This is a genomic window from Streptomyces sp. NPDC051563 (assembly GCF_044454225.1).
In the GTDB taxonomy this organism is placed as follows: Bacteria; Actinomycetota; Actinomycetes; order Streptomycetales; family Streptomycetaceae; genus Streptomyces.
On the sequence record NZ_JBITDL010000017.1, the window covers coordinates 78,928 to 98,414 of the forward strand.

General features: G+C 73.0%; 17 protein-coding genes. 3 read left to right on the plus strand and 14 right to left on the minus strand.

Annotated elements, in window-relative coordinates; all coding sequences use genetic code 11:
* Positions 1-33 precede the first annotated feature (33 nt).
* Positions 34-2,970 carry an FAD-binding and (Fe-S)-binding domain-containing protein gene (locus ACIA8F_RS21330; RefSeq protein WP_399380818.1) on the minus strand — a complete coding sequence of 979 codons (2,937 nt, stop codon included), beginning with the start codon at positions 2,968-2,970 and terminating at the stop codon, positions 34-36.
* Between the two features lie 84 nt (positions 2,971-3,054).
* Complete coding sequence (locus ACIA8F_RS21335) at positions 3,055-3,528, minus strand: MarR family winged helix-turn-helix transcriptional regulator (protein WP_399380820.1); 474 nt, start codon at positions 3,526-3,528, stop codon at positions 3,055-3,057.
* Positions 3,529-3,635: 107 nt separating this feature from the next.
* Between ACIA8F_RS21335 and ACIA8F_RS21340 the strand changes: the two genes are divergently transcribed.
* The 3 genes from ACIA8F_RS21340 (at position 3,636) to ACIA8F_RS21350 (ending at position 7,075) form a co-directional block, all read left to right on the plus strand.
* Positions 3,636-5,588, plus strand: a complete 1,953-nt coding sequence (locus ACIA8F_RS21340) for an ABC transporter ATP-binding protein (RefSeq protein WP_399380821.1) — start codon at positions 3,636-3,638, stop codon at positions 5,586-5,588.
* Between the two features lie 63 nt (positions 5,589-5,651).
* Complete coding sequence (gene mltG / locus ACIA8F_RS21345; RefSeq protein WP_399380823.1) at positions 5,652-6,491, plus strand: endolytic transglycosylase MltG; 840 nt, start codon at positions 5,652-5,654, stop codon at positions 6,489-6,491.
* Between the two features lie 113 nt (positions 6,492-6,604).
* Positions 6,605-7,075, plus strand: coding sequence for a hypothetical protein (locus tag ACIA8F_RS21350; RefSeq protein WP_399380824.1), 471 nt, complete (start codon positions 6,605-6,607; stop codon positions 7,073-7,075).
* A gap of 8 nt (positions 7,076-7,083) precedes the next feature.
* On the opposite strand, the gene ACIA8F_RS21355 is transcribed toward ACIA8F_RS21350, so the two are convergent.
* The 12 genes from ACIA8F_RS21355 to ACIA8F_RS21410 all read right to left on the minus strand — a co-directional run bounded on the left by ACIA8F_RS21355 (position 7,084) and on the right by ACIA8F_RS21410 (position 19,393).
* Positions 7,084-8,166, minus strand: a complete 1,083-nt coding sequence (locus tag ACIA8F_RS21355; RefSeq protein WP_399380826.1) for an NAD(P)-binding domain-containing protein — start codon at positions 8,164-8,166, stop codon at positions 7,084-7,086.
* 52 nt (positions 8,167-8,218) lie between these two features.
* Positions 8,219-9,313, minus strand: a complete 1,095-nt coding sequence (locus ACIA8F_RS21360; protein WP_399380828.1) for an LLM class flavin-dependent oxidoreductase — start codon at positions 9,311-9,313, stop codon at positions 8,219-8,221.
* A complete protein-coding gene (locus ACIA8F_RS21365) occupies positions 9,313-10,359 on the minus strand; it encodes an ABC transporter substrate-binding protein (protein WP_399380830.1) in 1,047 nt (348 codons plus the stop codon). The genes ACIA8F_RS21360 and ACIA8F_RS21365 overlap by 1 nt, the downstream gene beginning before the upstream one ends.
* 64 nt (positions 10,360-10,423) lie before the next feature.
* A complete protein-coding gene (locus ACIA8F_RS21370; protein ID WP_399380831.1) occupies positions 10,424-11,194 on the minus strand; it encodes an ABC transporter ATP-binding protein in 771 nt (256 codons plus the stop codon).
* The gene (locus tag ACIA8F_RS21375; RefSeq protein WP_399380832.1) at positions 11,167-12,042 is read right to left on the minus strand and encodes an ABC transporter permease; all 876 of its coding nucleotides are present in this window, start codon (positions 12,040-12,042) and stop codon (positions 11,167-11,169) included. The genes ACIA8F_RS21370 and ACIA8F_RS21375 overlap by 28 nt, the downstream gene beginning before the upstream one ends.
* A 421-nt stretch (positions 12,043-12,463) precedes the next feature.
* The gene (locus ACIA8F_RS21380) at positions 12,464-13,831 is read right to left on the minus strand and encodes a cytochrome P450 (protein WP_399380833.1); all 1,368 of its coding nucleotides are present in this window, start codon (positions 13,829-13,831) and stop codon (positions 12,464-12,466) included.
* 130 nt (positions 13,832-13,961) lie between these two features.
* Positions 13,962-14,639, minus strand: a complete 678-nt coding sequence (locus tag ACIA8F_RS21385; RefSeq protein WP_399380835.1) for an HAD family hydrolase — start codon at positions 14,637-14,639, stop codon at positions 13,962-13,964.
* Positions 14,640-14,691: 52 nt separating this feature from the next.
* Positions 14,692-15,171: an Lrp/AsnC family transcriptional regulator gene (locus ACIA8F_RS21390; protein ID WP_249764881.1), complete on the minus strand. Its 480-nt coding sequence runs from the start codon at positions 15,169-15,171 to the stop codon at positions 14,692-14,694.
* A gap of 37 nt (positions 15,172-15,208) precedes the next feature.
* The gene (locus tag ACIA8F_RS21395) at positions 15,209-15,964 is read right to left on the minus strand and encodes a DUF1295 domain-containing protein (RefSeq protein ID WP_399381011.1); all 756 of its coding nucleotides are present in this window, start codon (positions 15,962-15,964) and stop codon (positions 15,209-15,211) included.
* 56 nt (positions 15,965-16,020) lie between these two features.
* Positions 16,021-17,277, minus strand: coding sequence for a class I SAM-dependent methyltransferase (locus ACIA8F_RS21400; RefSeq protein ID WP_399380837.1), 1,257 nt, complete (start codon positions 17,275-17,277; stop codon positions 16,021-16,023).
* The gene (locus ACIA8F_RS21405; protein ID WP_399380838.1) at positions 17,274-18,095 is read right to left on the minus strand and encodes a DUF1365 domain-containing protein; all 822 of its coding nucleotides are present in this window, start codon (positions 18,093-18,095) and stop codon (positions 17,274-17,276) included. Before ACIA8F_RS21405 ends, ACIA8F_RS21400 begins: the two co-directional genes overlap by 4 nt.
* Positions 18,092-19,393: an NAD(P)/FAD-dependent oxidoreductase gene (locus tag ACIA8F_RS21410; protein WP_399380840.1), complete on the minus strand. Its 1,302-nt coding sequence runs from the start codon at positions 19,391-19,393 to the stop codon at positions 18,092-18,094. The genes ACIA8F_RS21405 and ACIA8F_RS21410 overlap by 4 nt, the downstream gene beginning before the upstream one ends.
* Positions 19,394-19,487: the final 94 nt, after the last annotated feature.

Sequence of the window (19,487 nt, forward strand, 5' to 3'; positions counted from 1 at the left end):
CGGAGAACCCGTCGGGTGTCGCGCCACCCGGGCCTAGGGTCGGGTGGCGCGCTCCAGTTCCAGCAGCGCCGAGTAGTAGCTGCGGCCCGTGGCCCGGTCCATGCCCACCTCGCACATCCGGTTCGCCGACAGGTGCGCGTCGAACTCCCGCGCCGTCACCTCGGCGGCCTCGCGCGCCGTCGCCGACTCGGTCAGCTCCGGGTGCAGCATGCCGCGGTCGCCGGCGAAGGCGCAGCACCCCGCGTCGTAGGGGACCACCACCTCGTCGGCGCAGGCCTCGGCCACCGCCCGCAGCTGCGCCTCGTCGTCCAGGTGCCGCATCGAGCAGGTGGGGTGGAGCACCGCCGAGCCCACCGTGCGCCGGACCTCCAGGTGCGGCAGCAGTTCCTCGGCCGCCCAGACGATGGAGTCGACGATCCGCAGCTCGGCGTGGAGCGCGCGGTTGTCGTCCGTCAGGTACGGGACCACCTCGTGCGCGATGCCCAGGGTGCAGGAGGACGCGTCGACCACCAGCGGTAGCCGTCCACCGGCCGTCCAGCCCCAGGCGGCCTCCACGATCCGGTTGGCCATCACCCGGTTGCCGGCGTCGTACCCCTTGGAGTGCCAGATCGTCGCGCAGCAGGTGCCCCGGACGTCCCCGGGGATCCACATGGGCCGGCCCGCCCGCTCGGACACCGCCACCACGGCCTCGGGCAGGGAGGGACCGGACGCTCCGTCGGGGCCGCCGAAGATCCGGTTGACGCAGGCCGGGTAGTAGACCGCGGCGGCGCCCACCCGCCGGGTGGCGGGCAGCTCGCGGGCCGCGGCGCCGGGGATCTGCGGCAGCCACTCCGGGACCAGGTCGGGCCGTACGGCCTTGCGCGCGGCCCCCGTCACGGCCTGCAGGATCCGGTCCCCGACGGCGTCGGTGATCTTGTCGGCGGCGGCCACGGCCAGCCGGGCGGCCCCTTCGACGGCGCCGAACCGCAGGGCGGCGAGCTCGGCCGCGCGCTCCTCGCGCGGGCTGTGCCGGCGGTGGCGGAAGTCCTTCATCAGGGCGCCGGTGTCGATGCCGACGGGACAGGCGAGCTTGCAGGTGGAGTCCCCGGCGCAGGTGTCCACGGCGTCGTACCCGTAGGCGCCGAGCAGCCCGTCGAGCACGGGGGAGCCGGGCTGCTGGCGCATCATCTCGCGGCGCAGCACGATCCGCTGGCGCGGGGTGGTCGTGAGGTCCTCGCTGGGGCAGGTCGGTTCGCAGAACCCGCACTCGATGCAGGGGTCGGCGACGGCCTCCACCTGCGGGATGGTCTTGAGCCCGCGCAGGTGGGCCTTCGGATCGCGGTCCAGGAGGATCCGCGGGGCCAGCACCAGGCCGGGGTCGACGACCCGCTTGGTGCGCCACATCATCTCGGTGGCCCGCGGACCCCACTCCAGTTCCAGGAAGGGGGCCATGTTGCGGCCGGTGGAGTGCTCGGCCTTCAGGGAGCCGTCGAAGCGCTCCACGGTGAGCCGGCAGAAGGCGTCCATGAACGCGGCGTACCGCTCCACGTCCGCGGGCCGGGCGGCGTCGAAGGCGAGCAGGAAGTGCAGGTTGCCGTGGGCGGCGTGGCCGGCGACGGCGGCGTCGAAGCCGTGTTCCGCCTGGAGTTCGAGGAGGGCCTCGCAGGCCTCGGCCAGCCGCGACGGGGGGACCGCGAAGTCCTCGGTGATCAGGGTGGTGCCGGAGGCGCGGGCGCCGCCGACGGCGGTGACGAAGGCCTTGCGGGCCTTCCAGTAACCGGAGATGGTCTTGGCGTCACGGGTGAAGGCATTGGTCACCGAGGCCACCGGGGCCACCAGGTCCAGTCCGGCCAGCACCCCGGCGGCCCGCCGCTCGTACTCCGCGCGGCCGGCCTCGTCCGGGGCCCGGAACTCCACGAGCAGCGCGGTGGTGTCCTTGGGCAGGGCGGCCCAGTCGGCGGGGACGCCCGCGACGCTCACCGAGGCGCGCAGGGTGTTGCCGTCCATGAGCTCGACGGCCAGCGCCCCCGCCTCGTTGAAGAGCGGTACGGCGGCGGCCGCGGCGGGCAGCGAGGGGAAGAAGAGCAGGGCGCTGGTCAGCTCGCGGTCCAGCGGCAGGGTGTCGAAGACGACCTCGGCGATGAAGCCGAGCGTCCCCTCGGAGCCGACCATCAGCCCGCGCAGGATCTCCACCGGGGTGGCGCCGTCGAGGTAGGCGTCGAGCCGGTAGCCGGTGGTGTTCTTGATCTCGTACTTGGCCCTGATGCGGGCGACGAGCTCCGGATCGGCCTCGATCTCCTTCTTGATCTCCATCAGGCCCTGGCACAGGGCGGGCTCGGCGTGCGCCAGCTCCTCGTCGGCCCGCGGATCGGCGGTGTCCACGACGGTGCCGCTCGGCAGGACGAAGGTGAGGGAGGACAGGGTGCGGTACGAGTTCCTCGTGGTGCCCGCCGTCATGCCGGAGGCGTTGTTCGCGACGACCCCGCCGAGGGTGCAGGCGATGGCGCTGGCCGGGTCCGGGCCGAGGACGCGACCGTGCCGGGCGAGCGCGGCGTTGGCGCGCACGACGGTGGTGCCGGGCTGGATGCGGGCCCGCAGGCCCTCGTCGAGCACCTCGACCCCGGACCAGTGGCGGCGGACGTCGACGAGGACGTCCTCGCCCTGGGCCTGGCCGTTGAGCGAGGTCCCGGCGGCCCGGAAGACCACCTCGCGCTGTTTGCCGTGGGCGTAGGACAGGACGGCGGAGACGTCGTCGATGTCCTCGGCGACCACGACGACCTGCGGCAGGAACCGGTAGGGGGAGGCGTCGGAGGCGTACCGGACCAGGTCGGAGATGCCCGAGAGCACCTTGTCGGCGCCCAGCAGCCCGGCCAGCTCGCTCCGCAGCGGCTCGGGGGTGCCCGTCGCGGCGCGGTCGGGCACCCGGTCGGGGGCGGGGCCGCCGATGGTGCGCGGGCGCAGGGCCCCCGGCTTCGGTTCCAGCAGTGGCATCTGCAGCCCCTCAACTCGCGCCGTGTCGGTCGGACTCACTCGTTCGGCGCAGCCCCGGCCCGGTCCCGGCCGGACCGTCGCCCGTCAGCAGCCGTGCTCCGCCGGAGCGTCCGCCAGAGCGTTCAGCAGACCGCCGAGCACCTCGCGCTGATCTGCGGTCAATGGAGCCAGGATCTCCTCTGCGGCTCCGGTTCGCGCGTTGCGCAGGCGGCGCAGCGTGGCGCGGCCGGTGTCGGTGAGCTCGATCCTTATGACACGGCGGTTCGCCGGGTCGGGCACGCGGCGGACGCAGTCGGCGCCCTCCAGCCCGTCGACCAGGGTGGTCACGGCACGGGGCACCACCTCCAGGCGGGCGGCGAGATCCGCCATCCGGGGCGGCTGCGCCGCCGAGAGGTGGGCGACGGTGCGCAGCAGCCGGGACTGGGCCGGAGTGATCCCGAGGGGCTCCAGATGGCGTTTCTGGATGCGGTGGAGCCGCCGGGTCAGGCGGAGCAGCTGCTCGGCGAGCACGCCGTCCGTGGTGTCGGTGCCGTCTGCGGTCTCGGGAGCGGTGCTCATGCTGCGGTCCTCATAATGGGAACGATATCAGGACCGGATTCATTGTGAGTATAGGTAACAATGAGCTATGCTCATTCGAGTCTCGTCACCTGTCATGAAGGAGGCCCATGCGCCCCAAAGAACCCGAGTGGGAACCCTCGAAAGAATCCCTCGACCCCCGTGGTCCCGCCCCGGACGAGCGGCCGCGCGAGCTGCGCCGCATCGTCGGTCTCTTCCGGCCCTACCGGGGCCGTCTCGCGGTCGTCGGCGTCCTGGTCGCCGCCTCCTCCCTGGTGGGAGTCGCCACCCCCTTCCTGCTGAAGGAGGTCCTCGACGTCGCGATCCCGCAGGGCCGTACCGGGCTGCTCAGCCTGCTCGCCCTCGGCATGATCGCGACCGCGGTCGTCACCAGCATCTTCGGCGTGCTCCAGACCCTGATATCCACCACCGTCGGCCAGCGCGTCATGCACGATCTGCGCACCGCCGTCTACGCACAGCTCCAGCGGATGCCGCTGGCCTTCTTCACCCGTACGCGTACCGGCGAGGTGCAGTCCCGCATCGCCAATGACATCGGCGGCATGCAGGCCACGGTCACCTCCACGGCGACCTCCCTCGTCTCCAACGCGACGGCCGTCATCGCCTCCGTCGTCGCGATGCTCGCGCTCGACTGGCGGCTCACCCTCGTCTCGCTGCTCCTGCTGCCCCTGTTCGTGTGGATCAGCCGCCGTGTCGGCGGCGAGCGCAAGAAGATCACCGCGCAGCGCCAGAAGCAGATGGCCGCGATGGCCGCGACGGTCACCGAGTCCCTGTCGGTCAGCGGCATCCTCCTCGGCCGCACCATGGGCCGCGCCGATTCGCTCACCACCTCCTTCGCGGAGGAGTCCGAGAAGCTCGTCGACCTCGAAGTGCGCTCCAGCATGGCCGGACGCTGGCGGATGTCCACCATCGGCATCGTCATGGCCGCCATGCCCGCGCTCATCTACTGGGCGGCCGGCATAGCCCTGCAGAGCGGGGCCCCCTCGCTCTCGGTCGGTACCCTCGTCGCCTTCGTCACCCTCCAGCAGGGCCTGTTCCGGCCCGCGGTGAGCCTGCTGTCGACCGGCGTCCAGATCCAGACCTCCCTCGCGCTCTTCGCCCGCATCTTCGAGTACCTCGACCTGCCGGTGGACATCACCGAGCGCGAGGCCCCCGTCCGCCTCGACCGCGCCAAGGGCGAGGTCCGCCTGGAGGACGTCCACTTCTCCTACGACGCCAAGAGCGGCCCCACGCTGACGGGCATCGACATCACCGTCCCGGCCGGCGGCTCCCTCGCGGTGGTCGGCCCGACCGGCTCCGGCAAGAGCACGCTGAGCTACCTCGTGCCCCGGCTCTACGACGTCACCGGCGGCCGGGTCGCCCTCGACGGCGTGGACGTGCGCGACCTCGACTTCGACTCCCTGGCCCGGTCCATCGGCGTGGTCTCGCAGGAGACCTACCTCTTCCACGCCTCCGTCGCCGACAACCTGCGCTTCGCCAAGCCGGACGCCACCGACGAGGAGATAGCCGAGGCGGCCCGCGCGGCCCAGATCCACGAGCACATCGAGTCCCTGCCCGACGGGTACGACACCCTGGTCGGCGAGCGGGGCTACCGGTTCTCCGGCGGGGAAAAGCAGCGCCTGGCCATCGCGCGCACCATCCTGCGCGACCCGCCGGTGCTGATCCTCGACGAGGCCACCAGCGCACTGGACACCCGCACCGAGCACGCCGTGCAGCGCGCCATCGACAACCTCTCCCAGGGCCGTACCACCATCACCATCGCCCACCGCCTCTCCACCGTCCGCGACGCCGACCAGATCGTGGTGCTCGACGGAGGTCGCATCGCTGAGCGCGGCACCCACGAGGAACTGCTGAAGGCCGACGGCCGGTACGCCGCCCTCGTCCGCCGCGACCAGGAGAGCGCGCTCAAGCCGGAGGCCGCGGCATCCGGCGGGATCCTGTCCGGGGCGCTCGGATCCGAGATGCGCACGGCGGGTCTGCTCAAGCCCGGAACGTTCAAGCCGGACACCCTGCGCGGCACCGAGCCGACCCCGGTGAACGTGTGATCGTATGACCGGCACACGGGTGAGATGTCGGGAATCCGGCGGTTCGCGGGTTAGCGTTCCGGCATGCGTCATGAGAACCGGCCGCCGTCACCGCGCCGTTCCCGGCTCACCCGCCGGGGCAGGCTGGCGCTCTTCCTCGGAACCGTCCTCGGACTCGGGGCAGCCCTGCTGATCCCCCTGCTGCCCGGGGAGCAAGCGCCCGAGAAGCCGCGCCAGTTGCTGATCCCGGAGGGCTGGCGGGCCCCACAGGTCTACGCCGCCATCGACCGCGAACTGAAGCTCCCGGCCGGCACCGCCAAGGCCGCGGCCGCCGCGACCGCCCTGCCCCTGCCCGCCGAGGCGAAGGGCAACCCGGAGGGGTACCTCTTCCCGGCCACGTACCCGGTGACCTCGAAGTCCACCCCGGCCGCACTGCTCACCTACATGGTCGAGACGGCCAACAAGAGCCTCGCCACCAAAGCCGTCAAGGACGGCGGCAGGGCCCACGGGATGACCCCGTACCAGACGGCCACCCTCGCGAGCATCATCGAGGCGGAGGCCGAGACCCGCGGGGACATGGGCAAGGTCGCCCGGGTGGTGCACAACCGGCTGGCGAAATCGATGCCGCTCCAGATGGACTCCACCATCAACTACGCGCTGAACCGTTCGACGGTGGACACCAAGCTGAGCGAGACGAAGATCGACAGCCCCTTCAACACGTACGAGCGCCAGGGCCTGCCGCCCACCCCGATCGACAGCCCAGGCCTCCAGGCCATGGCCGCCGCGGTGGCCCCGACCCCCGGAAACTGGCTCTACTTCGTCACCGTCAAGCAGGGCGACACCCGCTTCTCGGCGACCTACGAGGAGCACAAGCGGCACGTGGCCGAGTTCAACCGACTCCGCACGGCCCCCGGCGCGACCTGAGTCGACCCTCCCGGGCACCTGGATCCCGGCCGCCGTGAGGGACGCCGGAAACCGGATGCGACGGGACGGGCGCGCCTGGCACCATGGCCCGGTGATCATGTATCGAAAGGCCGATGCCGCGTAGACGGCCCCGCGCACTGCGCGAGGAACAAGCGCTCTCCCACGTCGGGGGGCCGACCCCACCGTTCAGGATTCATGGACTCTCGACCGGGGCCAGCCTGGCGGTGCACCGGATCGAGGGCCTCAGCCGCGGCTCCTCCATCCACCCAGGAGCCACCGACCGCGCGTTGCGGCGGTACCGCGAGTTCCTCCACCCGCCGGGCAGGCGTCCGCTGTACCCGCAGGAGGCGTTCTGCTCGTGCAGCTGGTGTTCCTTCGACGACGTACGGCACGCACGCGACGTGCTGAACGAGGTCCTGGAGAGGCTGCCGGAACGAGCTCGCGGCGAGCTCGGCCGACTCGTGAAGCCTTTGGACGCGTTGTTCCTGCGCCGCACTCTGCCGGACCCCTTCGCGCACCGGCGCCCGTGGCGCGCACGGCTCTGGTTGTACCGGCGGCTGGCCGACAGGTCGGAGTGGGGGTGAGCGGCCCCTCAGCGGACCTCGGCCCCGGTGCGGGTGAGCAGGCGGTGGATCTCGCGTGCCGCGGCGCCGCCGGCGCGGTTGGCGCCGATGGTCGAGGCCGACGGGCCGTAGCCGACCAGGTGGATCCGTTCGTCGCGGACCGCGCGGGTGCCGTCGAGGCGGATGCCGCCGCCCGGCTCGCGCAGGCGCAGCGGGGCCAGGTGGTCGATGGCGGGGCGGAAGCCGGTGGCCCACAGGATCACGTCCGCCTCCACCCGGCTGCCGTCCGGCCAGGCGGCCCCCGTCCCGGTGAGGTGGTCGAACATCGGGCGGCGGGCCAGGACGCCCGATTCCAGCCCGCCGCGGACCGCCTCGTTCAGCGGCAGCCCGGTGACGCTGACCACGCTCCGGGGCGGCAGTCCCTGCCGTACCCGTTCCTCCACCAGGGCCACGGCCGCACGGCCCTGCTCCTCACCGAAGCTCCCGTCGCGGAACACCGGGGGCCGGCGGGTGACCCAGGTGGTCTCCGCCGCCACCTTGGCGATCTCCAGCAGGTGCTGCACCGCCGAGGTGCCGCCGCCCACCACGATGACCCGGGCTCCGGCGAACTCCATCGGCCCCGGGTAGTTCGCGGTGTGGAGTTGGCGGCCCCGGAAGAGTTCCTGCCCGGGGTAGCGCGGCCAGAACGGCCGGTCCCAGGTGCCGGTGGCGTTGATCAGCGCCCGCGCCGACCAGTTCCCGGACCGGGATTCCACCAGCAGCCGGCCGTCCGCCCCGTCACGTACGGCGGTGACGTCCACGGGCCGGCGCACGCGGAGGCCGAAGTGGTCCTCGTACGCCGCGAAATACTCGCCGATCACCTCGGAGGAGGGGCGCAGCGGATCGGCGCCGGTGAGTTCCATGCCGGGCAGCGCGTGCATGCCGTGGACCTTGCCGTAGGTGAGCGAGGGCCAGCGGAACTGCCAGGCGCCGCCCGGGCGCGGCGCGTGGTCCAGGACCACGTGGCCGATGCCCGCCCGCGCCAGGTGGTAGGCGCCGGACAGTCCCGCCTGCCCGGCGCCGATGACGGCCACGTCCACGTCCTGCACGTCCTGCACCGCGAAATCGTTCACGGTTCTACTAACTGGGAGTGCCGTCGAGATCTTCCCGGAGCCGCCCCCCGGCTCAGCGCGCGAGCAGGCCGCGCGCCGCGAGCTCCGGTGTCACCCCCTCGCCGAACCAGTACGCCTCCTCGAGGTGCGGATAGCCCGACAGTACGAAGTTCTCGATCCCGAGCGCGTGGTACTCCTCGATCCGGTCCGCCACGTCCCCGTGGCTCCCGACCAGGGCCGTACCGGCACCCCCGCGCACCAGGCCGACCCCGGCCCACAGGTTGGGGGAGATCTCCAGCTTGTCGCGCGAGCCGCCGTGCAGGGCGAGCATCCGCTGCTGGCCCACCGACTCGCTCGCGCCCAGCGCCGCCTGCGCCGCGGCGATGGAGGCGTCGTCCAGGTCGCCGAGCAGCCGGTCCGCCGCCGACCAGGCCTCCTTCGCCGAGTCCCGGGAGATGGTGTGCAGCCGGATGCCGAACTTCACCGTCCGGCCCCGCTCCTCGGCCAGTGAGCGGATCCAGTCGATCTTCTCCTTCACCTCCTGCGGCCGCTCGCCCCAGGTCAGGTACACGTCCGCGTGCTCGGCGGCCACCGGACCCGCCGCGGCCGAGGACCCGCCGAAGAAGATCTCCGGCAGCGGGTCCGGCGGCACCGCGGTCAGCCCGCCCTCGACCCGGTAGTGCTCGCCGTGGAAGTCGAAGGGCTGCCCGCCCCAGACGCCCCGCACGACCGAGAGGAACTCGGCCGTGCGCGCGTAGCGCAGGTCGTGGCCCAGGTGGTCGCCGAAGCGCCGCTGCTCCGCCGAGTCGCCGCCCGTCACCACGTTCAGCAGCAGCCGGCCGCGCGTGATCCGCTGGTAGGTGGCCGCCATCTGCGCGGCCAGCGTCGGCGAGATCACCCCCGGCCGGAAGGCCACCAGGAACTTCAGCCGCTCGGTGTGCTGGGCGAGGGCCACCGTCGTCAGCCAGGCGTCCTCGCACCAGGTGCCGGTCGGGGTCAGCACCGCCTCGAAGCCGAGCCGCTCGGCCGCCTTCGCGATCTGTGCGAGGTACTCGATGTCGGGCTCGCGCACCCCGGAGGCCGCGTGGTTGTTGGCGTAGGCGTGCCGGTCGACCAGGGTGCGGCCGTCGCCGCCGGTCGGCAGGAACCAGTGCAGGCGTACCGTCATCAGGATTCCTTCCCGTACGAGCGGGGGGCGGTGGTGGAGGGCGGCAGGTCCGCGTTGAAGCGGGTGTCGACGAAGTCCTTGAAGACGACCTTGCCGGGGATCAGCTTCAGCTCGGTGAAGGTGTCGGCGATCTTCTGCTCGGATGTCACGACGGCGTCGTCCACGGCGACCGGGACCCGGGTGCCGTTGGTCTGCTTGACCGCGGCGAGGGCGACCTCGTACGGCAGTCCGGTCTCCTTCGACCAGACCTTGGCCCACTCCTCCGGGTGCTTGAAGGCCCACTCCTGGGCGCGCTGGCCGCGCTTGATGTAGTCCCCGATGGCCTTGCTCTTCGCCTCGTCGGCCAGGGCGCCGGGCGCCGCCACCTGGAAGCTGAGCCCGTTGACGACACCCTCACCGCTGGCGAGGACGCGGGCGCCGGAGCCCAGCACCTGGGAGGTGTAGGGGTCCCAGACCGCCCAGGCGTCCACCTTGCCGCTGTTGAAGGCGGCCAGCGCGTCGGCCGGCTGGAGCAGGGTGATCTGCACGTCGGACGGGGTCAGACCGGCCTGCTGGAGGCTCGCGATCAGCTGGAAGTGCGCCGAACTGCCCTGCGCCACCGCGATCTTCTTGCCCCGCAGCTCGGCGGGGGACTGGAGGGCGGAGCCCTTGGGCACCAGGATCGCCTCGCCCTTGGACGAGCCGTGCGAGGCGGCCACCACCGTGATCTTCGACTTGGCCGCGGCGGCGAACACGGGCGGGGTGTTGCCCACGCCGCCGATGTCGACCGCCTTGGCGTTGACGGCCTCCAGCAGCGGAGGACCGGAGGTGAAGGTGGACCACTTGATCTCGTAGTCGAGCTTGTCCAGTTCGCCGGCGGCCCGCAGCAGCGACTCGTAACCACCCTTCTGGTCACCGACGTTCAGCGTGACCTTCGCAGCGCTCTTGGCGCCGTCCTTCGCGCCGTCCTTGGCGCCGGAGTCGGCGGCCGAGCTGCCGCCGCAGGCGGTCAGGGCCAGCGACAGCGGAATCAGTGTGGCGAGCAGGGGCAGGGTGTGACGTCTCATGTCGCTTCTCTTCGATCTCTCGTACGGGAACCAGGGCAGGGGATACAGGGGGCGCGGGCGGAGCTCAGCCGACGCCGAGTTCGCTCAGCAGCCGGGCGCGCAGCGCGGCGAAGCCGGGGTCGCCGACCGAGCGCGGCCGCTCCAGCGGCACTTCGGTGTCGTGGGCGATCCGGCCCTCGTCCATCACGAGCACGCGGTCGGCCAGCAGCACCGCCTCGTCGACGTCGTGCGTGACCAGCAGCACCGCGCAGCCGCGCCGCTGCCACAGCTCGGCGACCAGTCGCTGGGCGTTGATCCGCGTCAGCGCGTCGAGGGCGCCGAACGGCTCGTCCAGCAGCAGCAGATCGGGCTCGCGGACCAGGGCGCGGGCGAGCGAAGCCCGCTGTGCCTCGCCGCCGGACAGGGTCTTCGGCCAGGCGTCGGTGCGGTGCTCCAGCCCGACCTCGGCCAACGCCCGCTCCGCGCGCTCGCGTTCGGGGCGTCCGGGCAGGCCGAGCAGCACATTGCGCCAGACCTTCTTCCAGGGCATCAGCCGGGGAGCCTGGAAGGCCACCGCCCGGCGCTCGGGCACCAGGACCTCGCCCTCGATCTCCCGGTCAAGGCCGGCGAGCACCCGCAGCAGGGTGGACTTCCCGCAGCCGCTGCGGCCGAGGAGCACGGTGAACTGTCCGGCCCGCAGGGTGAGGTCGAGTCCGTCGATGACGGCCCGGCCGTCGAAGGCGCGGGTCAGCCCCCGGACGCGTACGGCGGTACCGGCCGCGTCGGCCGGGTCCGTCGTGACGGCGGTGACGGCGGTGGCGGCAGCGGTCACTGGCCGGTGAAGGTCGGTCGCCATTGCAGCAGCAGCCTTTCGAGAGCGCGGACGATGAGGTCGGCGGTGAGACCGAGGAAGGCGTAGACGACGAGGCAGACGACGATGACGTCGGTGCGGAAGAACTCGCGGGCCTGGTTCATCAGGAATCCGATCCCGGCGTCCGCGTTGATGGACTCCCCGAACACCAGGGCCAGCCAGGCGGTGGCGAGGGAGTACCGCAGCCCCGTCATGAAGCCGGGCAGCGCGCCCGGCAGCACCACGTGCCGCACCAGGCCCCAGCGGCCCAGTCCCAAGGCGCCGCCCGCTTCGATGAGTTGCTCGTCGACCCCGCGGATCCCCGCGTACACGTTCAGGTACAGGTGGAAGGCCGTGCCGAGGGCGATGAGCGCCACCTTCGGCGCCTCCCCGATGCCCATCCAGATGATGAACAGCGGAATGAGACCCACCCAGGGCACCGTGCGCAGCATCTGCACGCTCGCGTCGATCAGGTCCTCGCCCAGCCGGGAGAGGCCCGAGAGCAGGGCCAACAGCGTCCCCGCCGTGCCGCCCAGGACGAGGCCGATGGCCACCCGCTGGAGCGACACCGCCATCGCGGAGGGCAGGGTGCCGTCCGCGATCAGGTCGGCCGCGGCGCGCGCGATGGTCGAGGGCGGGGCGAGGGTGTCGGCCGGCAACCAGCCGAGGCTGCTGGCCAGTTGCCATGCGGCGAGCAGCAGGAGCGGTCCGATGGTGCGCCGTGCCCAGCGGGGAGGGGAGCGTCGTTTCGCCGAGGCGGGTACGACGGGAACGAGCGCGGGTGCTGCGCCGACCGAGCGCGCAGATGGTGCTTTAACCGATATATCCGGCCGCGCATGGCTGGTCAGGGTCATGGATGCTCCACGGAAGGGGAGGGCGGGGAGAGGGAAGGGGCAGGAGGAAGCGCACGCGCCATCGGCCCCACCAGCCGGCCGGCCCGTCCCGCCCGCCGGTGCGGAGGTGGAGGCGGAGCCGGGGCTTCGGAGTTCGGGAGCGCCCGAGCCGGGGAGAGCCCGGGCCGCGGAGGGCCGGGGCTCAGGGGATCAGAGGCTCAGGGCGTGCGAAAGGGGAGCGCGGAGCGCTCGTGCCGCAGAGGAAAAGGGCGTCAGCAGCCGCGGCAACACGCGGCGGAGGCCACCCGCAGCAGGTCGATGTGACCGCGCGTGGTGAGCATGACGGGACGCAACATGCGGCGAAACTTAGCCATTCGCCCGCTCGGGGTCAATGGCGTCTCGCTCCCTGGGATCGTGATCTCCCCCGTCGGGACGCCTGAGGTCAGGGGCGGTGCGTGCGGAGGGTGGCCATGACCGGGTCCTTCGGCTGGAGGGTGAGCCCCGGGAGGACCCTCGCGCGGGTCGGACCGCTGTCCAGGTGGAAGCGCTGGGCCACGACGGCCAGCACGAGGGCCGCCTCGACGAGTGCGAAGCGGGCACCCAGGCAGGCGCGCGGACCGCCGCCGAAGGGGAACCAGGCGTGCTCCGGGATCCGGTGGGCGCCGGCCGCGTCCTCGGACCACCGCTCGGGGCGGAAGGCCTCCGGCTCCGGGAACCAGCGCTCGTCCCGGTGCATCGACCACGGGCTGATCCACACCGACAGGCCGGCCGGGACCGGACGTCCGCCGAGCGTGGCCCCTTCCCTGGCCACTGCGGAGATCAGCCAGATCGGCGGGTAGATCCGCAGTGCTTCCTTCACCACCTGCTGGGTCCAGGGCAGCCGCGCGTAGTCCTCGTACGTCGGCAGCCGGCCGCCGAGCACCCGGTCCAGCTCCTCGGTGAGCCGTTCCCGTGCCTGCGGCGCGCCCGACAGCAGCTGCCAGGCCCAGGTCAAGGTGGTCGAGGTGGTCTCGTGGCCGCCGATGTACAGGGTGATCGCCTCGTCGCGCAGCTCCGTGCGCGACAGCGGCCCGCCGTCCTCGTCGCGGGCGGCGAGGAGCCGGCTGAGCAGGTCGTCCCGTTCCTCCCCGGCCGCCGAGGCCGCCTCGTGCTCCCGTATGACGTGCTCGATCTCGCGGTCGAGCACCTCCACGGCCGCCCGCATCCGGCGCCGTCCCGGAGTCTGTACCCAGGGAGGCAGGAACAACGTCACCCCTCGGAACTCGGCGCTGAGTTCGCGCTGCGCGGTGGCCATGGCGGCGCTGATGGGCGCCTCCCGGCCGGCCGCATCGCTCCCGAACAGGGTGCGCACCGCGATGCGTTGGGTGAGCCCGGCCATCTCCCGGTGCACGTCGATCCGCTCGCCGTCGCGCCAGCCGGAGACCAGGGCGTCGGCGCACTCCACCATCGTGCCGGCGTACGAGCGCACTTGGCGCGGGCGCACCGAGGGCTGGACCAGCGCCCGCTTGCGCCGCCAGTCCTCGCCGGTGGCCACGACCACCCCGTTGCCCAGCAACTGCCGGAAGGCCCAGCCCAGTTCGGTCGGGCTGAAGGTGGACTCCACGGCGCCGAGCAGTTCGCCCGCGTGCTCCGGCCGGGATACCAGTACGTTGCGCTGCGGTCCGAGTGCCCAGGGCACCCAGTCCCCGTACTCGTCGCGCAGCGACTCGAAGAAGGCCAGTGGATCGCGGGCGAAGGCCGGGAGGTTCCCCAGCAGGGGCCAGCGGCGCGGTCCGCGCTCGGAGCCCGGGGGCGTCAGGGTGGCGGTCACCCCGGCATGGTGACAGCGCGGCCCCCAGGACGCCAGGGCCTGCCGGAACCCGGCCGTGAAAGGCGGCCCGTCCGGGCAGGACGGAACCCCTGGCCGCCGCGGAGTGCGGAGATCAGGGGTTCCGGACGGCTCAGGCCGCCTGCGCGGCGGTGAGCCAGGTGTAGGCGCTCTCGGCGCTGAACTCCGTCTGCCCGGAGGGGAAGAGCAGCCCGGCCGCCGCGAAGGCGGGGTCGTCGGCGGTGGCCGCCACGTACGGCACCGCCACGCACCGCATGCCCGCCGCGTGCGCGGCCAGGGCTCCCGGCGCCGCGTCCTCGACGACCACGCAGTCGGCGGGGTCCGCGCCAAGTCGGCGTGCCGCCTCCAGGAACACGTCCGGAGCGGGCTTGCCCTGGGCGACCTCCTCGGCGGAGACCACCGTGGTCAGCAGCGCGTCCAGCCCGGTGCCCGCCAGGACCGCGTCGATCGCCTCGCGCGAGGAACCCGAGGCCACCGCCATCGGAACGCCCTCGGAGTGCAGCCGCCGCACGAACGCGCGCATCTCGGGGTAGGCCTCGGTGTGGGTCCGGGCGAGTTCCAGATAGGCGGCGTTCTGCTCGGCGAGCAGCTCCTCCACCGGGGCGGTGATCCCGTACTCGTCCCGGAGGATCTCCAGGGTTTCCAGGGTGCCGATGCCGATGTACCGGGAGTGCTGCTCCCAGGTGAAATCGGGGACTCCGTGGCGTTCCAGGGTGCGCCGCCCGGACTCGTAGTAGTTCGGCTCGCTGTCCACGAGGGTGCCGTCGAGATCGAATATGACGGAGATCATCCGTTGTGCCCGTCCTGCCGGTGCCTGTCTTGTTCCTGTCCCTACCATCTTGTCAGGGTTTGCGGGCAGCCCGTCCCACGGACTCGACCAGGGGGAGGAGCCGGTGCGCCACCCGCTCGCGCAGCGCGACCTCGGTCCGGGTGCGCACCACGCCGGGCAGCCGGATCAGCCGCTGGATGACGTCCTCCAGATGTGCGTTGTCCCGCGCGGCCACCCGGGTCAGCAGGTCCCCGCCGCCGGTGATGGAGAAGGCCTCAATGATCTCCGGCACGGAGGCCAGCGCGTCGCCGACCTCGTCCAGGTGCCCCTGGGTGACCTCGATGTGCACGAAGGCCAGGACGGGATGCCCGAGTGCCGCGGGGGAGAGCACGGGGCCGGTTCCGGTGATCACCCCGGTGCGTTCCAGCCGGTCGAGCCGGGCCTGGAGGGTGCCGCGCGCGACGCCGAGGATCCGGGCGTACTCCCGGACGCTGGTGCGCGGCTGCTCGATCAGCAGGCGCAGGATCCGTGTGTCGAGCTCGTCCACCGCCATGCCGCGACTGTACCAACGCGGCCCCAGCCGTACCGGGTCATACCCCCTGTGACCTGCGATGGCGCGGCGCACGACCGGCCCGCCGGGGCGGCCGCGGCAGGAATCCGCTGGTGCGGGCCCGGTACTCGGCGTAACCGGGCCGGTCCGCCATGTGCCGCTCCAGGAGCCGCTTCCCGCTGCCCCCGATCAGCAGGTACGACATCACGAGCGGGGAGACCACCGACACCGCCACCGCGCCGCCCGAGGTCCAGGCGGTCAGGGACAGCCCCCACCACACGCAGAAGTCGCCGAAGTAGTTCGGGTGCCGGGTCCAGGACCACAGGCCCCGGTCCATGATCTTCCCCCGGTTCGCGGGATCGGCCTTGAACCGGGCCAGCTGGTGGTCGCCGACCGCCTCGAAGAGCAGCCCGCACAGCCACAGCGCGCTGCCCGCCACGGCCAGGGCCCCGGGGCGGCCGGTCGCGTACGCCGCCGCCTGCACGGGCAGCGAGACCAGCCAGACCAGGCCCGCCTGGAGCAGGTAGACCGTGCGCAGCGCGTACCAGGTGGGGTTGCCCGGAGCCCGGGACAGCAGCCGCTCGTAGCGCGGGTCCTCGCCGTGCCCCCGGCCCCGCCACGCGATGTGCCCGGCCAGCCGCAGGCCCCACACCATCGCCAGGACCGCCGGCAGCGGGTGCCGGCCGCCCGACTGGGCGTACGTGGCTACCGCGACGGCGACGAAGCCCAGGCCCCAGGCCACGTCCACCCCGCGGTGCCGGCGCAGGCGGACCCCGACGGCGAAGGCGGCCAGCATGACGGCGAGGGCCGCCCCCGCCGAGACGGCCAGGTTGAGGCCGAAGGCGCCCCAGTTCACCGGGGACCACCGCCCGCCGCGAGCCCCTCGGGGGCCGTGCGCGTCAGCAGGAACTGGTGCACGTCCAGGTAGCCCGAGGCGAAACCCGCCTCGCAGTAGGCCAGGTAGAAGGTCCACATCCGCCGGAAGGTCGCGTCGAAGCCCAGCTCCGCGACCCGGTCGGCCCGCTCGGCGAAGCGCTCCCGCCACAGCCGCAGCGTCTGCGCGTAGTGGGCCCCGTAGGCCTCGGAGCGGGTCACGCGCAGTCCGGTGTGGGTGCGCGCCGTCTCCTCCACCACCCGGACCGACGGCAGCATGCCGCCGGGGAAGATGTACTTGTGGATCCAGGTGTACGTGTCCCTGGTGGCGAGCATCCGCTCGTGCGGCATGGTGATCGCCTGGAGCGCGACCCGCCCGCCGGGCGCCAGCAGCCGGTCCAGCGTGGCGAAGTACACCGGCCAGTACTCGGCGCCGACGGCCTCGATCATCTCGACGCTCACGATGGCGTCGTAGCTCCCCTCCGCCTCCCGGTAGTCGCACAGCCGCACCTCGACGCGGTCGGACAGCCCGGCGGCCGCGATCCGGCGCAGGGCCAGCTCCCGCTGCTCCCGCGACAGGGTCAGGGTGACCACGTGCGCACCGCGCCGGGCCGCCCGGACGGCCAGCTCGCCCCAGCCTGTGCCGATCTCCAGCAGCCGGGTGCCCGGGCCGGTCCCCGCCAGGTCCAGCAGCATGTCGATCTTGCGGTGCTGGGCCTCGGCCAGCTCCTCCCGGCCCGCGGGCAGGGAGCGGAACACGGCCGAGGAGTAGGTCATCGTCGGGTCGAGGAACTCGGCGAACAGTTCGTTCGACAGGTCGTAGTGGCGCTGGATGTTCGTCCGCGAGCCGTCCGGGGTGTTGCGGTCCTTGGCCGGGTGCCGGGAGGCCCACAGGCCGCGCAGCCGCTGGAGCGGAGCCGGGACCAGCCCCGTCACGTGCCCGGCCAGCACGGTCAGGACCGCGACCGGGTCGCGCGCGTCCCACTCCCCGGCCAGGTACGACTCGCCGAAGCCGATCAGGCCCTCGGCCGCGATCCGGCGTTCGAAGGCGTCCGGGTCGTACACCGCCATCGCGGGGCCGCCCCGCCCCAGGGTCCCGTCGGGGCCCATCCGGACCTGGAGCGGCAACCGGTCCAGGGCCCGGCGGATCAGCAGCCGCCCGACGGCGGCCCGTGCCCGGGAGCAGGGCGGCACGGCCGGGGCGGTGGCATTGGTGGTGGTGGTCGACGTGCTCACTTCAGACCCTCCTGGGGTACGTGTGGGGGACGCGGTCGGACCGGCAGCCCGCGCAGCCACAGCCGCACCCCGTGGAAGCGGATGCCGGCGCTGACGGCGGCGGTGGACCAGGGCCGGCGCAGCGCGGCGCGCAGCAGTCCGCGGGCGCCGGCCGGCCGGCGTGCGCCGCGGACGGTCGCGGTCAGGCGGGCGCCGTCCGTGCCGCCGGCCAGCCGAATGGTCAGCGCGAGGCGTTCGGCGGGCTCGGGCAGCTGCATGCGGTAGGCCCCTTCCACCCGGAGGAAGGGGGAGACGTAGAACTCCTTGGGAACCGGGGCCACATCGAGGTCTCCGCGATCCCCCCGGGCCACGTCCGGTGGGAGCAGGTAGCAGTGGCGTTCGCCGTAGGTGTTGTGCACCTCGGCGACCACCTGGCGCAGGGAACCGTCCGGTCCGTGGCACCAGTACACGGTCAGCGGGTTGAAGACGTGGCCGAACACCCGGGCGTGCGCCAGCATCAACACCCGGGAACCGGACGGGAGTCCGGCGCCGCGCGCCGTGAGGAAGGCGTCCAGGCCGGCCCGGATCGAGGAGGCGGAGCCGCCGAAGTGGTCGCGCGCCTCGAAGCGGGCGAGCGGGCGCAACGGCCGGGGGAGCCGGGGCAGTCGGTCGAGGTCGACCAGCCAGAGGTACGTACGGTGCCGAAGCCGGTAGCCGACTCCGCTCCCTCTCGTGCCCCCGCCGTTGCCTCTGCCGTGCCCTCCGCTTCCGCTCGCGCCCGAGCGGACGTGCCGGACCTCGGCCAGGTAGAGACGCGGTGCGGCGGGGGCGGTGCTCACCACGTCACCCCCAGCGCGGCCGCGGCCTCCACACCCGAGCGGCAGCCGTCCTCGTGGAACCCCCACCCGTGGTAGGCGCCGGCGAAGGCCGTCACCGGTCCCGACAGGGCCGGCAGGAGCCGCTGGGCCGCCACCGACTCCGTGGTGTAGACGGGGTGTTCGTACTCCATCTCCGCGAGGACCGACTCCGGCCGCACCGCGCCGTCCGCGTTCAGCGTGACCACGTACGGTTCGGGCCCGTCCAGCCCCTGGAGCCGGTTCATGTCGTAGCTGACCCGTACGTGCGCGTCGGCCGGCCGGCACCCCGACAGCCGGTAGTTCCAGCAGCCCCGGGCGCCGGGCGCGCGCGGCAGTACCGAGTCGTCGGTGTGCAGCACGGTCCGGTTGCGGGAGTAGCGGAAGGCACCGAGCGCGGTGCGTTCCGCGTCCGTCGGATCGGCCAGCAGGCGCAGCGCCTGATCGGCGTGGACGGCGACGACCACCGCGTCGTAGAGGTCGGTGGCCCCGCCGGCGGTGGTGACCGACACGCCCCGCGGGGTGCGGGCGAGCGCCCGTACCGGTGCGGCGAGGTACACGGCGTCCAGCTTTTCGCGCAGCCGCTCCACGTAGCGCGCCGAGCCGCCCTCGACCGTGCGCCAGCTCGGCGAACCGCCCACCGACAGCAGGCCGTGGTGTTCCAGGAACCGGAACAGGTACCGGGCCGGGTACCCGAGCGCCGTGTCCGGCGGGCAGGACCACACCGAGGCGACCAGCGGGATCGCGAAGTGCGCGGTGAAGTAGGACCCGAAGCGGCCCCGTTCCAGGAACTCGGCCAGGGTGATCTCGGCGGCGCCGGTGGTGCCGGAGGTGCCGGCGTCCGCATCGGCCAGCAGCCGCCTCGCTCCCCGGTGGAACTCCGGGATCCGTGCCAGCATCCGCAGGTACTGCGGGTTCACGGCGGACCGCCGCCGGGCGAAGAGCCCGCGCGGACCGCGCGCACCCGCGTACTCCAGCCCGCACCCCTCGCAATGGACCGACAGGCTCATCGTCGTCGGCCGGGTGGCCACCCCGAGCTCGCCGAAGAGCCGCAGCAGGTGCGGGTAGGTACGGTCGTTGTGCACGATGAACCCCGAATCCACCGCGCGCACCACGCCGTCCGGCCCCTTGACCTCGTGCGTGTGCGCGTGCCCGCCCAGCCGGTCGTCCGCCTCGTAGAGGGTCACCTCGTGCGAGCGCGCCAGGACGTACGCCGCCGTCAGCCCCGACACGCCCCCGCCGATCACGGCCGTCCGCGGGCGCGCCGCCCCTCGCTCCGTCATCGTGTTCCTCCCTCGTCACCCCATCACCCGGCGCATCCCGGCACCCCTTCTTCGGAGCCGAGGGGGGTCTTGGATGTGCCATTCGGGGGAATCC